This window comes from Streptomyces longwoodensis (assembly GCF_001514125.1).
Classification (GTDB): Bacteria; Actinomycetota; Actinomycetes; order Streptomycetales; family Streptomycetaceae; genus Streptomyces; species Streptomyces longwoodensis.
Genome location: NZ_KQ948561.1, coordinates 37224 through 51937, shown reverse-complemented (window position 1 = coordinate 51937; position 14714 = coordinate 37224). Strand labels below are relative to the sequence as shown.

The following is a 14714-nucleotide window of genomic DNA, read 5'->3' as shown; positions in this document are numbered from 1 at the left end:
GACGCCGACGGCTAGGGGTGGGCGGTCCGCCGCACCGCCCGCCCGGCCAGGACGTCCGTGCGCCGCCCGTCCTCGATCACGAAGCGCCCGTCCACCAGGACGTGCGGGATGCCCACGGGCAGCGCCCGGGGATCGTCGTAGGTGGCGCCCGCCGCCACCGTCGCCGGGTCGAACAGCACCAGGTCGGCCCGGTACCCCTCGCGCACCAGCCCGCGGTCCGGCAGGCGCAGCCGGGCCGCCGGACGCCCGGTCAGGTGCGCCACGCACTCCTCCAGCGACAGCACCCCCAGCTCCCGCACGTAGTGGCCCAGGTAGCGCGGGAACGTGCCGTACGCCCGCGGGTGCGGCTTGGCGCCCCGCAGGATGCCGTCCGAGCCGCCGGTGTGCACCCGGTGGCGCATGATCGCGCGGACGTTCTCCTCGTGGCCCACGTGCTGCAGGATCGTCGGCGCCAGCCGGTCCTCCCGCAGCAGCCGCCGCGCCGTCACCCAGGGCTCCTCGCCGCGCTCGCGCGCCGCCCCGAGGACCGTACGGCCGACGTACGGCGCGAGGGCCGGGTCGGTCACGCCGGAGATCTCCACGGTGTCCCAGTCGACCGGCACGCCGTGACAGCCGTCCGAGCCGACGACCTCCAGGTCGTACCGGATGCGCTCCGCCGTCGCCTCGTCGGCCAGCCGCCGCAGCACCTCCTGCGGGCCGCCCTCGCTCGCCCAGCTCGGCAGCAGCGCGGCCAGCGTGGTGCAGCCCGGGGTGTACGGGTAGGTGTCCAGGCTGATGTCGGCCCCGTCGGCCAGCGCCCGGTCGAGCAGGGCGAGCAGCTCGGGCGCCCGGCCCTCGTTCACGCCGAAGTTCATCGTGGCGTGGGCGAGGTGCAGCGCGCACCCCGCCTCCCGGGTGAGGGCCACCATCTCCTCGTACGCCTCCAGGGCGCCCGCCCCGTAGGAGCGGTGGTGCGGGCAGTAGTAGCCGCCGTAGCGCGCCACCACCCGGCACAGCTCGGTGAGTTCGGCGTCGCGGGCGTACATCCCGGGCGTGTACGTCAGCCCCGACGACAGGCCCACGGCGCCCTCCTCCAGGCCCTGGGCGACCAGCGCGCGCATCCGGTCCAGCTCCGCGGGCGTCGCCGCGCGGTCCTCCCAGCCGACGACGAGCGCGCGCACGGTGCCCTGCGGGACCAGGTACGCGGCGTTCACCGCGATGCCGCGGTCGAGCCGGTCGAGGTACTCGCCGACCGACCGCCAGTCGAAGTCGACGTCGTCGCCGGGCCCGTTCCAGCCGGCGATCGCCCGGCGCACCCCGGCGAGCGTGCGGTCGTCCACGGGCGCGTACGACAGTCCGTCCTGGCCGAGGACCTCCAGGGTGACGCCCTGGGCCGCCTTCGCGCTGTGGTCGGGGTCGCGCAGCAGGGCCAGGTCGCTGTGCGCGTGCATGTCGATGAAGCCGGGGGAGAGGACCAGGCCCTCCGCGTCCAGCTCGCGCACCGCGTCCGGGCGCTGGCAGCCGGCGGCGGCCGCCTCCTTGACGATCGCGACGATCCGGCCGCCGTCGACCACCACGTCGGCGCGGTAGGAGTCCGCGCCGGTGCCGTCGACGACGTCGGCGTCCCGGATGACCAGGTCCTCCATGGCGGGCTCCTCAGAAGAAGGTGCGGATGTAGTCGACCACGGTGCCGTCCGCCTCGGCGAGGGGGATCAGCGGCCACTTGTCGAACGACGTGCACGGGTGGGACAGCCCGAGCCCGACCCAGTCGCCGACCTCCAGGTCCGCCTCCGGGCCGGTGCGCAGCCAGGTGTGCTGGTCGGACAGGGCGGTGACCTCGACGCCGGTGGCCGGGCGCTCGGTGCCGTCCCGGCGCACCACCTGGGCGACCGGCAGGTCCAGGTCGTACGCGGCGTCGCGCTTGCCCGCGTTGAGGAACGCCTGCTCCGGCGACGGCCGGGAGACGACCTGCGCCCACAGGCGGAACGCGGGCTCCAGCGCGCCCTCCTCGGGCACCCGGTTGAACGGGGTCAGCCGCCGGTAGTGGCCGTCGTCGTGCGAGACGTACGCGCCCGAGCGCAGCAGCTTCAGCACCGGCGCGGACAGGCCGGGGAGCGAGGCGAACACGTCGGCGACCGCGTCGAACCAGGCGCTGCCGCCCGCGCTGACGACGATCTCGTCCAGGCCCGCGAACCGACCGGCCGCGTCGAAGTCGACGGCCAAACCGACCAGTTGCCGCAGCCAGGCGTGCACCCGCTCCGGCGTGGCCCGCGGGACCTCGCCCTCGTAGCCCGCGACGCCCACCAGCCGCAGCGTCGGCGCGGCGGCCACCGCGTCGGCGACGGCCACGCACTCGGCCTCGGTGCGCACACCTGTGCGAGCGCCCTCGCCGGCGGCCAGCTCCACCACGACGTCCACCGGGCGGGCCGCGCCGGTCAGCGCCGCGTCCATCAGCGCGACGCCGCGCACCGAGTCGACGTAGCAGACGAACCGGAAGTCCGGGTCGGCGGCGAGCTCGGCGGCGATCCAGCGCAGGGCCGCCGGGTCGACCAGTTCGTTGGCGAGGAACACCCGGCGGACGCCGAACGCCCGTGCCACCCGCACCTGGTGGGGCACGGCCAGCGTGATGCCCCACGCGCCGCGCTCGAGCTGCCGCCGGAACAGCTGGGGGGCCATGGTGGTCTTGCCGTGCGGGGCGAAGGCGAGGCCGTGCCGGGCCGCGTAGGTCTCCATCAGCGCGAGGTTGTGCTCCAGGCGCTCCGCGGACAGCGCGAGCACGGGCGTGGCGAAGCCGTCGGTGAAGAGGTTGCGGCGCCGGCCCGCCAGCTCGCCCACGGTGAGTCCGTCGGCGTCCGGCGGGAGGCCCTTGAAGCGGTGGTCGACCCGTTCGTCGGCCAGGCGGGCGACGGCGTCGCTGCTCATAGAGCCTCCCTGATCAGTTGCGTTGCGCAAGGTGCAACGTTCATTGCGTATGTCGCTCACCGCTGTCTAACATCTCGGCCAACGCCGGGTCAACGAACCGGCCGCCGCCCACCGAAGGAGCCACGACCATCGTGACCACCCCGGCCCCCCGTCACGCACCCGGCGACGACGGCGCCCGCGCCCTCGACGTGGTGGCGCTCGGCGAGTCCATGGTCACGTTCCTGCCCACCCGGCCCGGCCGCCTCGCCGACGTCCCCTCCTTCGACCGGGCCATCGGCGGTGCCGAGTCCAACGTCGCCTGCATGCTGGCCGCCGCCGGGCACCGCGTGCGCTGGGTCAGCCGGGTCGGCACCGACGGCTTCGGCGACCACCTGGTGGAGACGATCGGCGCCCACGGCGTCGACGTCACCCGCGTCCAGCGGGACCCGGACCGCCCGACCGGCGTCTATTTCCGCACCGCCGGGGAGCGCGGCACCGACGCCCACGAGGTGGCCTACTACCGGGCCGGCTCGGCGGCCTCCGCGATGTCCCCGGCCACGGTGGACCTCGCGGCCGCCCGCGCCGGCCGGGTCCTGCACCTGTCGGGGATCACCGCTGCGCTGTCCGACGGCTGCCGGGAGCTGCTGCACGCGCTGACGGCGCCCGGACCGGGGCGGCCGCTGGTGTCGTTCGACGTCAACCACCGGCCGGGGCTGTGGCGGTCGCCCGCGGGGCCAGGCGTCCTGCTGGAGCTGGCCCGGGCCGCGGACCTCGTCTTCGTGGGCGAGGACGAGGCCGAGCAGGCCTGGGGCGTCACCGGCGGCCCGCGGGCGATCCGCGCCCTGCTGCCGGAACCGGCCACCCTCGTGGTGAAGCACGGCGAGCGGGGCGCCACGGTCCTGCCGGACGCCGCGCCGGCCACCAGCGTCCCGGCCCTCCACGTCGATGTCACGGCCACCACCGGCGCCGGCGACGCCTTCGCCGCCGGCTTCCTGCACGCGACCTTGCGGGGCCTGCCCCCGCACGCCCGCCTGCGCCACGGCCACCTCTGGGCCGCCGCCGCCCTCACCACCCCCGGCGACCTCGCCGCGCCGCCCTCCCGCGCCCACGCCGACCGGCTCGCCGCCGTCGACGACGCGGCATGGGGGACACTTCGACTCGGCCCCGGCTGGACGCACGCCGAGCAGGCCGAGGAGGAGGGAGCCACCCCATGAGCCAGACCGTCGACCGCGCACTGAGCATCCTGCCGCTGCTCGCCGAGGGCCCCGCCGACCTCGGACAGGTCGCCGACCGCCTCGGCGTCCACAAGTCCACGGCGCTGCGCCTGCTGCGCACCCTGCACGAACACGGCTTCGTCTACCGCCAGTCCGACCAGCGCTACCGCCTGGGCGCCCGTCTCTTCGCCCTCGCCCAGGAGGCGATGGAGAACCTCGACATCCGCGAGATCGCCCACCCGCACCTGGTCCGCCTGAACGAGACCTGCGGGCACACCGTCCACCTCGCCGTGCACGAGGAGGGCGAGGTGCTCTACATCGACAAGGTCGACAGCCGCTACCCGGTGCGCATGTACTCCCGGATCGGCAAGCCCGTCGCCATCACGGTCGCCGCCGTCGCCAAGCTGCTCCTCGCCGACCTGCCCGAGCCCGAGCGGCGCGCGGTCGCCGAGAAGCTCGACTACCCCCTCTACACGGCCCGTTCGACGCCGAACGCCGACGCGTTCCTCCGGGAGCTCGCCAAGGTGCGCGAACAGGGCTGGGCCACCGACCTCGGCGGCCATGAGGAGTCCATCAACTGCGTCGCCGCCCCCGTCCGCGGCGCGGACGGCCGGGTGGTCGCCGCGATGTCGGTCTCCGCGCCGAACGTCGTCGTCACCTCCGACGAACTTCTCGCCCTGCTGCCGCTGGTCCGCCGCACCGCGGACGCCATCAGCGGCGAGTACTCCGGAAGAACGCCAGTAAAGGACCCCGCATGACCGAGAAGACCGCGCTGACCCCCGCGACCCACACCACCCCGCCGGCGAAGTTCTCGCACGGGGTGCGCAAGGGCAACATCCTCCAGGTCGCCGGCCAGGTCGGCTTCCTGCCGGCCGAGGAGGGCAAGGCCCCGACCCCGGCCGGCCCCACCCTGCGCGAGCAGACCCTCCAGACCCTCGCCAACGTCAAGGCGATCCTCGAGGAGGGCGGCGCGAGCTGGGACGACGTGATGATGATCCGCGTCTACCTGACCGACGTGGACCACTTCGCCGAGATGAACGCGCTCTACAACGCCTACTTCGAGGAGCAGGGCCTCACCCAGCCGCCCGCCGCCCGCACGACCGTCTACGTCGGTCTGCCCGCCGGCCTCCTCATCGAGATCGACGCGCTCGCCGTCCTCGGCTGAGCCACCGGTCCGCCTTCCCCACCCCCCTTCCCCGCTGTACGACGGCGCGGTGCCCCCGCCCGGGGCGCCGCGCCGCGATGCCCCCTGCCCGAAAGCTCCATGCACTTACCCCAGTCACGCAGAGGACCCCCGTATGTCCCTCCCGCTCGCCTCGCCCGCCCCCGCCGCGACGCCACCGCACACCGGTGGCCTGCTCCTGCTCCTCGACGGCACCCCCGGACTGCTCACCGTCGCCGCCCTCGGCATCGCGCTGCTGCTGTTCCTGATCATCAAGGTCAGGCTCCAGCCGTTCGTCGCGCTGCTCGCCGTCTCCATAGCCGTCGGCCTGCTGGCCGGCCTGTCGGTGACCGAGCTCTTCGGCACCGTGCAGCGCTCGGACGCCGTCTCCACCATCGAGTCCGGCATGGGCGGCATCCTGGGCCACGTCGCCGTCATCATCGGACTGGGCACCATGCTCGGCGCGGTCCTCGAAGTCAGCGGCGGCGCCGAGGTGCTGGCCTCCCGGCTGCTCGCCCTGTTCGGCGAACGGCGCGCCCCGCTCGCCATGGGCCTGACCGGCCTCATCTTCGGCATCCCGGTCTTCTTCGACGTCGGCATCTTCGTCCTCGCGCCGATCGTCTACGCGGCCGCCAAGCGCGGCGGCAAGTCGATCCTGCTGTACTGCCTGCCGCTGCTCGCGGGCCTGTCGATGACCCACGCCTTCCTGCCCCCGCACCCCGGCCCCGTGGCCGCCGCCGGACTGCTGCACGTCGACCTCGGCTGGGTCATCCTGATGGGCGTCGTCTGCGGCATCCCCGCCGTGCTGGCCGCCTGGGCCTGGTCCGCCTGGATCGGGCGCCGCATCTTCGTCGCCGTACCGCAGGACATGGTGGAGGCCGCGGCGGACGCCAAGCAGGCCGTCCTGGACGAGCAGCGGGCCTCCGGGGTGGAGCCCCGCGAGGCGCCGGTGCCCCTCGGCACGGTCCTCGCCATCATCGGTACGCCGCTGGTGCTCATCCTCGCCGCGACGTTCTCCTCGATCGCGCTCGACCCCTCCACGGGCCGCTCGGTGATCGAGTTCTTCGGGCACCCCTTCGTCGCCCTGACCCTCGCCCTGCTGCTGGCCTACTACCTGCTGGGCATCCGGCGCGGCTGGTCCCGCAAGTCCCTGGAGACGGTGTCCACGGCGTCGTTGAAGCCGATCGGCAACATCCTGCTGGTCGTCGGCGCGGGCGGCGTCTTCGGCGCCGTGCTGAAGGCGAGCGGGGTGGCGCAGGCCCTGTCCGACACCTTCCACGACGTCGGCCTGCCGGTGATCGTCCTGTCCTACCTGATCTCCCTGGTGCTGCGGGTCGCCCAGGGCTCGGCGACGGTCGCGATCGTCACCACGGCCGGCATCGTGGCGCCGCTGCTGGCGGAGGGCCACCACTCGCAGGCCTTCACGGCCCTGGTCATCATGGCCATCTCCGCGGGCTCCATCTTCGCCTCGCACGTCAACGACGGCGGGTTCTGGATGGTGGCCAAGTACTTCGGCATCAGCGAGCGGGACACCCTCAAGACCTGGACGGTGCTGGAGAGCGTGCTGTCGGTCGCCGGGTTCGTGGTGGCCGCGGCCGTCAGCCTCGTGGTGTGACCGGGCGCTTCGTGTAGGAGTCTGATAACGAAGTCGGGGCTGGCTGTGTACGGCACAGGAATGTCGACCATACTGCCCGCTGTGGAGCAGCGCAGAGGTTCGAGCAGCCAGCCCCTGAAGGCCGAGCCCGTGACGGGCGCCGGTTTCGACCCGGCCTTCATCCCCGGGCTCACCGCCCCGGCCGGTGAACAGCCGGAGGACGCCCGCCCGGAGGAGGCCGGGCCCGACGGCACGGCCGAGGCGTCGGCCGCGGCCCCCGTCGACGCCGGGGCGAGCGGGAAGGCCCCGGGCGCCGCGGGGACGGCCGGGTCCGGGGCCACCGGCGCGGCCGTCGCGACCGGCGGCCCCGACGGGACGGAGTCCGGCGTGACCGCCGCGGCCGACGACGCCGAGGTGGCCGACGACGATGCCGAACCCGCCGCCGACGGCCCGGTGTTCGAGGCCGCCGACCGGCGCGCCCGGATCGTCGCCGACCGCCGGGGCGTCCGGCTGGCCCTCGACGACCAGGGCTGCGAGTTCCGCTGGGACGAGATCGGCGCCGTGGAGACGGAGACCGCCCGCTTCGGCAAGCGGTTCACCGTCACGGTCCACACGCCCGACAGCCGCTGGTACCCGATCGAGATCGAGGCGAAGGCCAGGTCGGACTTCAAGCAGTGGGAAGAGCAGCTGGACGCGGTCCTCGACGCCTACTTCGAGGCCGAGTAGCCCGCGGCCGGGAGCCCTACCGGCCGCAGTACTGCTGGGCCTTGCCGATGGACCGGTACATGCAGTCGGCGTTCTCCAGCAGTTGCAGCACCGCGTCCCGGTTGCGCGCCGTCTCCCGCTCGATCACCTCGTCGGGCGGGTAGAAGCCGCCGCCGGAACTCGACGTCGGGTACATCTCGAAGGTGTACGAGAAGATCTTCTGCGTGCCCCAGAGGTAGTCGTCGATGGACCCGTCGGTGATGTACAGGTCGCTCGACTGCTCCGGGGTGTAGCCGTTGCTCGCGGCCATCTTCTGCCCGACGGCCTTGAACGCCGCGTTGTCGTCGGCCGTCATCCCGGTCGTGGTGTCGGAGTAGGTGTACCCGAAGGGCCACAGCACCAGTTCGCTGTAGGTGTGGAAGTCGATCCCGGCCGTGATCTGCTGCTTGCCCCCGACGATCCGGCTGCGCACGAAGTCGGCGACCACCTTCACCTCGGGCGCCGACTCGGCGGACGCGCCGCGGTAGGTCTCGGACGAGGTGGAGCCGGAGGAGCCGCCGCAGCAGCCCCAGCGGTGGTTCCAGTTGCGGTTGAGGTCCGTGCCGACGTACGAGGAGCCCGAGTTGGGCTGCCGGTTCTTGCGCCAGGAGCGGTAGGAGCCGGTCGCGATGTCGTACTCGCCGCCGTCCGGGTTGAGGTCGGGGACGATCCAGATCTCGCGGCCGTCGACCATGGCGGTGATGCGCGGATCGGTGCCGTAGCCGGTGCCGAACTCGCGGATCAGGTACAGCGCCATCTCCACCGTCAGGTGTTCACGGGCGTGCTGGTGGTGGGTGAACAGCACCTCGGGCTCGGCCTCGTCCGTCGCCACGTTGTCGCTGATCTTGACGGCGACGATGTCACGGCCCTGGTAGGAGCGGCCGATCACGCGCTTGCTCATGATGCCGGGGTGGGCGGCGACCGCCTGCTCGATCTGCGCGGTCATCTCGGCGTAGTTGTGGTACCGGGAGTCGGCCGACGGGAAGTCGTACAGCCGCGTCCCGCCCGCGTCCGTCCGGTCGGGCGCGGAGCCCACGGGTGTCACGGGGGTCACGTCGTAGCCGAGCCGGCGCAGCGCCCGGGCCTGGTCGGCGCGTCCGGAGACCACCACGGTCTCCTCGTCGGCCTCGTCGACGCTCACCCCGGCCGCGGCGATCGCGGTCCGGGTGACGGGGGTGTTGTGGCCGACGTGGATCTCGTACTGCCGTACGTCGTCGGCGGTGGGCGCGGGTGCGCGTCCCGAGGCCGCCGTCGCCGACACGGTCGCCGAGACCGGGGCCGCGAGGGCGAGGGACATGAGCGCCGCGAGGGCGGCAGTGCGTCTGCCGCGGAGCCGGAGTCGCATGAAGTCTCCTTGTGGGAGGTGGGGTTGTTCGTGCGACGTGCAGGGGGGTGCGGGGTGTGCGGGTCCCTTGTGCGGGTCCTCGTGCGGGTCCCGCTCATCGTCCGGCCATGTCATGGTCAGGTCAAGCGCGGGTGGGTCATCGGCTGGAAGGAGCCGCACCGGGCGGGGCAGTGTACGGGGACCCGGGACCCCCGGACGGTTCCCGGCCGAAGAACACCCGGGGGTGTGAGCCGGACGTGCATCCCCGCACCGTCCGGGAGAGGGTGAAGCCCCCCACACCGCACCCACCCCCACCCCACCCCCGAGGACGGGCTGAGCATGGGCGGATCAGCGCCACGTCGTGACGCGCACCTGCCGGTGGAGACCACCAGCTTCGTCGACCGGCGGGCCGAACTCGCCGAGGCCCGCGAGCTGCTGGCCCGGGCCCGGCTGGTCACCCTCACCGGGCCCGGCGGCGTCGGCAAGACCCGCCTGGCCGGTCGGATCGCCGCCCGCGTCGCCCGCGCCTTCCCCGACGGCGTGCGCTTCGTCCACCTCTCCGGCCTGCACGACCCCGCCCTCGTCCCGCTCGCCGCCGCCGACGCCCTCGGTCTGCACGACCGCTCCGAACGGCCCGCGCTGGACGCCCTGGTGGAGCGCGTACGGGACCGCCGGCTGCTCCTCGTCGTCGACAACTGCGAGCACCTGCCGGCCGCCTGCGCCGACCTCGCCGGCGCCCTGCTGCGCGGCACCACCGGCGTGCGCGTCCTCGCCACCAGCCGGCACCGGCTCGGGCTGACCGAGGAACACCTCATGGACGTGCGGCCGTTGGCCGTGCCCGATCCCGACGGCGACCTCGGCGACGCCGCGGGACACCCGGCGCTCGCCCTGTTCGCCGACCGCGCGGCCGCCGTCGTCCCCGGCTTCCGGCTGACCCCCGCCAACCGGGCGTCCGTGGCCCGGCTGTGCCGGCGCCTGGACGGACTGCCCCTCGCCATCGAACTGGCCGCCGTCCGCCTGCGCGTCCTCGGCGTCGAGCAGCTCCTGGACCGCCTCGACGACCGCTACCGGCTGCTGTCCGCCGGCAGCCCCGCCGTCCTGCCCCGGCACCGGACCCTGCGGGCCGCCGTCGACTGGAGCCACGACCTGTGCACCCCCCAGGAGCAGACCGTGTGGGCCCGGCTGTCCGTGCTGGCCGGTTCCTTCGACCTGGAGACCGCCGAAGCGGTGGGCGGCGACGGCGAGGCACCCCCCGGGGACGTCCTGGAGGCCGTCGCCGGACTCGTCGACAAGTCCGTGCTGTGCCGCGAGGGCGGACCCGACGGGGCGCGCTACCGGCTCCTGGACACCCTGCGCGACTACGGCCTGGAACGGCTGCGGGCCCGCCCCGGCGAGGAGCGCGCCGCCCGCGACCGGCAGCGGGACTGGATGCAGCGGCGCGCCGACGCCTGCGAGCGCGCCTGGTTCGGACCCGGCCAGAGCGCCGTCGTCGCCCGGCTGCGCGCCGACCGCGACAACCTGCGGGCCGCCCTCGACCACAGCCTCGGCACCCCCGGCGAGGAACCGGCCGCGCTGCGCCTCGCGGGCACCCTGTGGTTCCACTGGCACGCCTGCGGCGCCCCCCGCGAGGGCCGCTACTGGCTCGACCGCGCGCTGGACGCCAACCCCGAGCCCACCCCCGAGCGCGCCCGCGCCCTGTGGGCCTCCGGCCTGCTCGCCGGCTGCCCCGAGGACCTCACCCGGGGCCGCCGCCGCGCCGAGGAGGCCCGGGACCTGGCCCGCGCCCTCGGCGACGAGGCCGAGGCCGCGCACGCCGAGTACGTCGTCGGCGTCACCCGGCTGTTCGCCGGGGACGTCCGGGGCGCCCTCGACCACTTCCGCACCGGCGTGGCCCGCGGCCGCGTCCCCGGCCAGCACCTCAGCATGGCCGGGCTCGACCGGGTCGAACTCGCCTGCGCGCTGGCCTTCCTCGGCGAGGCCGACCAGGCCATCGCGGTCTGCGAGGAGACCCGCCGCACGTGCGCCGAGCACGGCGAGCAGTGGGTGCTGTCCTACGTCGAACGGATGCTGGCCCTCGCCCACACCGTCCGCGCGGACTGGGCCCGGGCCGAGCGGCACGGGCGCGAGGCACTGCGCCTGAAGCACGCCGTGCACGACGTGGTCGGCATCGGCCTCACCCTGGACCTCCTCGCCCGCGTCGCCGCCGGGCGCGCCGAACCGGAGCGCGCCGCCGTCCTGCTGGGCGTCGCCGACCGGGTGTGGGCGGACGTCGACCCCGACCGGTGGGGCTCCGCCGACCTGACCGGCCCGCGCCGGGACAGCGAGCGGTACGCGGCCGGGGCACTGGGCCGGGCCGCGTACCGGCGGGCGTACGCGCGCGGGGCCGCCCTGCCCCTCGCGGCGGCGGTCGAGCAGGCACTGGACACCGGCCCCGCCGGGACGGACCCGGCCGCCCGGACGGCCACCGCCGCCCACGATGCGGCGCCCGCACCCGCCCTGACCGCTCCCGCCCTCCTCGACCCCGTGCACCCCGGCGTGGCACAACTCGGCCCCGAGCAACCCGACTCGGCAGAGCTCACCCCCGCGCACCCCGTCCCCACCCCCCGTCCGCCCGGCCCGCGCCCCTCCGCCGGCCGGCCGTCCGGCGCGCGTGCCCCCGAGGGCGTCCGGCTCACCCGCCGCGAGGCGCAGGTCGCCGAACTCGTCGCCCAGGGGCTCGCCAACCAGCAGATCGCCGACCACCTGGTGATCGCCCGCCGTACCGCCGAGGGCCACGTGGAACGCATCCTCGGCAAGCTCGGCTTCAGCAACCGCAGCCAGATCGCGGCCTGGGTCGCCGGCCGCAGGTGACCTCCCGGCCCGGAAAGGAACCCCATGACCACCCGACCGGTGGGATCCCCGGACACCTTCGACCACCGCATGGCCGAGTGCGCCACCGACCCGGCCTTCCTGGCCGCGGCCCTGCCCTTCCTGGAGGAGGGCCTCGCCGCCCCCGACGAGCCCCCGCCCGTCGCCATCGCCGCCCCCGACAAGCTGGACCTGCTGCGCGACGCGCTCGGCGGCACGGCCGCCCGGGTCGGCCTGGTCCCGCACACCGACTGGTACACCGGCTCCGCGTCCAACGCGGTGGCCCGCGCCGCCGGTCACCTCGCCGCCCACGCCGGCCCCGGCGGCCGGCTCCACCTGCTGATGGAACCCGTGTGGCAGGGCCGGGCCGGCCGCTCACCGCGCGAGAGCGCCGAGTGGATCCGCTACGAGGCCCTGGCCAACGTCCTGTTCGCCCCCCTGTCCACGACCGCGCTGTGCGTCTACGACACCCGCACCGCGGGCCGCGCCGTCGTCGAGGCGGCCCGCCGCGCCCACCCGGGCTCCGGCGTCTACACCGAGCCGGCCCGCCTCGCCGCCGAACTGGACGCCGTCCCCCTGCCGCCGCCCCCGCCCGGGGCCGAGCGGCTCGCCCGGCCGGACGTGCCCGCCGTCCGCGCCTGGGCCGAGCGGCAGGGGCTGGCGGAGGCCGACGCGGAGCTGTTCGGCACGGCCGTCGGGGAGGCGGCCGCGCTGGGCCGGGTCACCGGTGCCCTGCTGTGGGGCGAGGCACCGGGCTGCGTGTGCGAACTGTCCCTCGCCCAGCGCGTCGACGACCCGCTGGCCGGCTTCGTCCCGCCCGCGGGCACCGACCTGGAACCCGGCCAGGGGCTCTGGTACGCCCGCCAGGTGTGCGCCTACGTCGACCTGCGTCCGGCCGACGACGGGGGAACGGCCGTACGCCTCCAGTACGCGTAGCCGTACCCGCGTACCCCCCGGGGCGCGGCACGGGGAGCGAATCGGGTAGTCCTCCCCGTGTGCGCGGCCCGCGGGGAGGACAAGCTGGGCGCATGCTGGAACTCTCCGGGGACCGCCGCCCGGACCCCGACCCCCGCTACGGCGCCTATCCCCAGCCGCCCCTGGGTGCGGGCCACGCGAGCGCCGCGTACGAGCCCCGGCCCGCCTCCGTGCGCCAGGCCCGCCGGGAGGTCCGCCGACGCCTGGAGGAGTGGGGTCTCGGGGTGCGCGGCGACCTGGTGGAGACGGCCGAACTCCTGGTGAGCGAGCTGGCCACCAACGCGCTGCTGCACTCCGCGACCCCGTTCCGGCTGACGGTGTCCGCGGCGCACGGCGTCCTGCGCTGCGAGGTCACCGACGGCGGGCCCCTCGCCCCCCGGGTCATGGGTGCGGAGCGCCCGCCGACCGTGGAGGGCGGCCGGGGGATGTTCCTGGTGGAGGCGCTCGCCCGGCGCTGGGGCTGCCACCGGGAGGGACCGGGCAAGACCGTGTGGTTCGAACTGGGCACCTGCGGGTGCGACGGCTGCGAGCCGTAGCACCCGCGGGTGCCGGGCACCGGCCGGGGGCGTGCGGGGCGCGCCCCGGCGGGTCGGTGCACGCCCCCTTGCCGGTCCCGGCGCCGTGCGATTCCTTGGTGCCCATGGCGGACACCACGGGACACCCCACGGACACCCAGGCCTCCTCCGACCCCCACCCCCCACAGCGCAGGCCCAGCTGGCGGCACATCGGGCCCGGCGTCGTCGTCGCGGCCACCGGTGTCGGCGCCGGCGACCTGGTCGCCACCCTCATCGCCGGCAGCAACTTCGGGTACACGCTGCTGTGGGCCGCGGTCGTCGGCTGCCTGGTGAAGATCTCACTGGCGGAGGCCGCCGGACGGTGGCACCTGGCCACCGGGCGGACCCTGTTCGACGGCTGGGCGAGCCTCGGCCGGTGGACGGGCTGGTTCTTCGCCGTCTACGCGGTCGTCTGGGGCTTCGTGTACGGCGCGGCGGCGATGTCGTCGAGCGCCCTGCCCCTGCAGGCGATGTTCCCGGAGGTGATGGACCTCCAGTGGTGGGGCGTGGCCTGCGGCCTGGTCGGCCTGGTCTTCGTGTGGTTCAACCGGTACGCGGTCTTCGAGAAGGTCATGACGGTCCTGGTGGGCGTCATGTTCGTGGTCACCGTCTACCTGGCGGTCCGGGTCACGCCGAACCTGCCGGACGCCCTGGCCGGCCTGCTCCCGGTCCTGCCCGACGAGAAGGACTCCGTCCTGAACACCCTGGGCCTGATCGGCGGCGTCGGCGGCACGATCACGCTCGCCGCCTACGGCTACTGGGTCAACGCCAAGGGCTGGACCGACACCGGCTGGATGCGGGTCATGCGGCTGGACAACCGCGTCGCCTACGCCACGACCGGCGTGTTCGTCGTCGCCATGCTGTTCGTCGGCGCCGAACTGCTGCACTCCGCGCACGTCGCGATCGCGAGCGGCGACCAGGGACTCGTCCAGCTCGGCGACATCCTGGAGGCCGAGTACGGCGGCGCCACCTCCACGTTCTTCCTGATCGGCTTCTTCGCCACGTCGTTCACCTCGCTGATCGGCGTCTGGCACGGGGTGAGCCTGATGTTCGCCGACTTCGTGGCCCGGCGGCGTGCCGCGTCGGGTGCGACCGGCGAGGAGGTCGCCTCCGGCGAGCGGGAGCGGTCGTGGCCGTTCCGCGCCTACCTGCTGTGGCTGACCTTCCCGCCGATCGTGCTGCTCTTCCAGGGCCAGCCCTTCCGCCTGGTCATCCTCTACGGCGTGCTGGGCGCGGCCTTCCTGCCGTTCCTGGCGCTGACCCTGGTGTGGCTGCTCAACTCCGACCGCACCCCGCGCCCGTGGCGCAACGGCCCGCTGAGCAACGGCATGCTGGCCCTCGCCGCCCTGCTGTTCCTGGTCCTGTGCGTCAAGCAGGTCTGGGACCAGCCGTGGTCGGAGTTCTTCTAGGCCGGTCCCGT

The 14714-nt window shown here is 74.7% G+C and carries 12 protein-coding genes; 9 read left to right on the top strand and 3 right to left on the bottom strand.

Translation table 11 applies throughout. The annotated features are described in order from the left end of the window. Positions 1–11: 11 nt before the first annotated feature. Together AQJ30_RS29105 and AQJ30_RS29100 are read right to left on the bottom strand one after the other, a co-directional pair. Complete coding sequence (locus tag AQJ30_RS29105; protein WP_067239870.1) at positions 12–1625, bottom strand: N-acyl-D-amino-acid deacylase family protein; 1614 nt, start codon at positions 1623–1625, stop codon at positions 12–14. A 10-nt stretch (positions 1626–1635) separates the two neighbouring features. Further along, positions 1636–2901 (bottom strand): amino acid deaminase, encoded by a 1266-nt coding sequence (locus AQJ30_RS29100; protein ID WP_067239868.1) that lies wholly within the window; start codon positions 2899–2901, stop codon positions 1636–1638. A 131-nt stretch (positions 2902–3032) separates the two neighbouring features. Between AQJ30_RS29100 and AQJ30_RS29095 the strand changes: the two genes are divergently transcribed. The 5 genes from AQJ30_RS29095 (at position 3033) to AQJ30_RS29075 (ending at position 7576) form a co-directional block, all read left to right on the top strand. Next, on the top strand, positions 3033–4094 hold the full coding sequence (locus AQJ30_RS29095; RefSeq protein ID WP_067239866.1) for a sugar kinase: 1062 nt from the start codon (positions 3033–3035) through the stop codon (positions 4092–4094). Continuing rightward, the gene (locus tag AQJ30_RS29090; RefSeq protein WP_067239864.1) at positions 4091–4852 is read left to right on the top strand and encodes an IclR family transcriptional regulator; all 762 of its coding nucleotides are present in this window, start codon (positions 4091–4093) and stop codon (positions 4850–4852) included. Before AQJ30_RS29095 ends, AQJ30_RS29090 begins: the two co-directional genes overlap by 4 nt. Then, positions 4849–5259 (top strand): RidA family protein, encoded by a 411-nt coding sequence (locus AQJ30_RS29085; RefSeq protein WP_067239862.1) that lies wholly within the window; start codon positions 4849–4851, stop codon positions 5257–5259. Before AQJ30_RS29090 ends, AQJ30_RS29085 begins: the two co-directional genes overlap by 4 nt. A gap of 133 nt (positions 5260–5392) precedes the next feature. Further along, positions 5393–6871: a GntP family permease gene (locus AQJ30_RS29080; RefSeq protein ID WP_067239860.1), complete on the top strand. Its 1479-nt coding sequence runs from the start codon at positions 5393–5395 to the stop codon at positions 6869–6871. Between the two features lie 81 nt (positions 6872–6952). Then, entirely contained in the window at positions 6953–7576 is a 624-nt protein-coding gene (locus AQJ30_RS29075) for a hypothetical protein (protein ID WP_245727191.1), read from the top strand. 16 nt (positions 7577–7592) lie between these two features. Here the strand turns inward: AQJ30_RS29075 and AQJ30_RS29070 are convergent, their stop codons facing one another. Next, the gene (locus AQJ30_RS29070; protein ID WP_067239857.1) at positions 7593–8939 is read right to left on the bottom strand and encodes a M14 family metallopeptidase; all 1347 of its coding nucleotides are present in this window, start codon (positions 8937–8939) and stop codon (positions 7593–7595) included. 318 nt (positions 8940–9257) lie between these two features. Between AQJ30_RS29070 and AQJ30_RS29065 the strand changes: the two genes are divergently transcribed. The 4 genes from AQJ30_RS29065 (at position 9258) to AQJ30_RS29050 (ending at position 14703) form a co-directional block, all read left to right on the top strand. Then, positions 9258–11768, top strand: a complete 2511-nt coding sequence (locus tag AQJ30_RS29065) for a LuxR C-terminal-related transcriptional regulator (RefSeq protein ID WP_067239856.1) — start codon at positions 9258–9260, stop codon at positions 11766–11768. 24 nt (positions 11769–11792) lie between these two features. Continuing rightward, positions 11793–12701, top strand: a complete 909-nt coding sequence (locus tag AQJ30_RS29060; RefSeq protein WP_067239854.1) for an MEDS domain-containing protein — start codon at positions 11793–11795, stop codon at positions 12699–12701. Between the two features lie 92 nt (positions 12702–12793). Continuing rightward, a complete protein-coding gene (locus AQJ30_RS29055) occupies positions 12794–13276 on the top strand; it encodes an ATP-binding protein (protein ID WP_079084375.1) in 483 nt (160 codons plus the stop codon). Between the two features lie 104 nt (positions 13277–13380). Then, a complete protein-coding gene (locus tag AQJ30_RS29050; protein ID WP_067239852.1) occupies positions 13381–14703 on the top strand; it encodes an Nramp family divalent metal transporter in 1323 nt (440 codons plus the stop codon). Positions 14704–14714 lie beyond the last annotated feature (11 nt).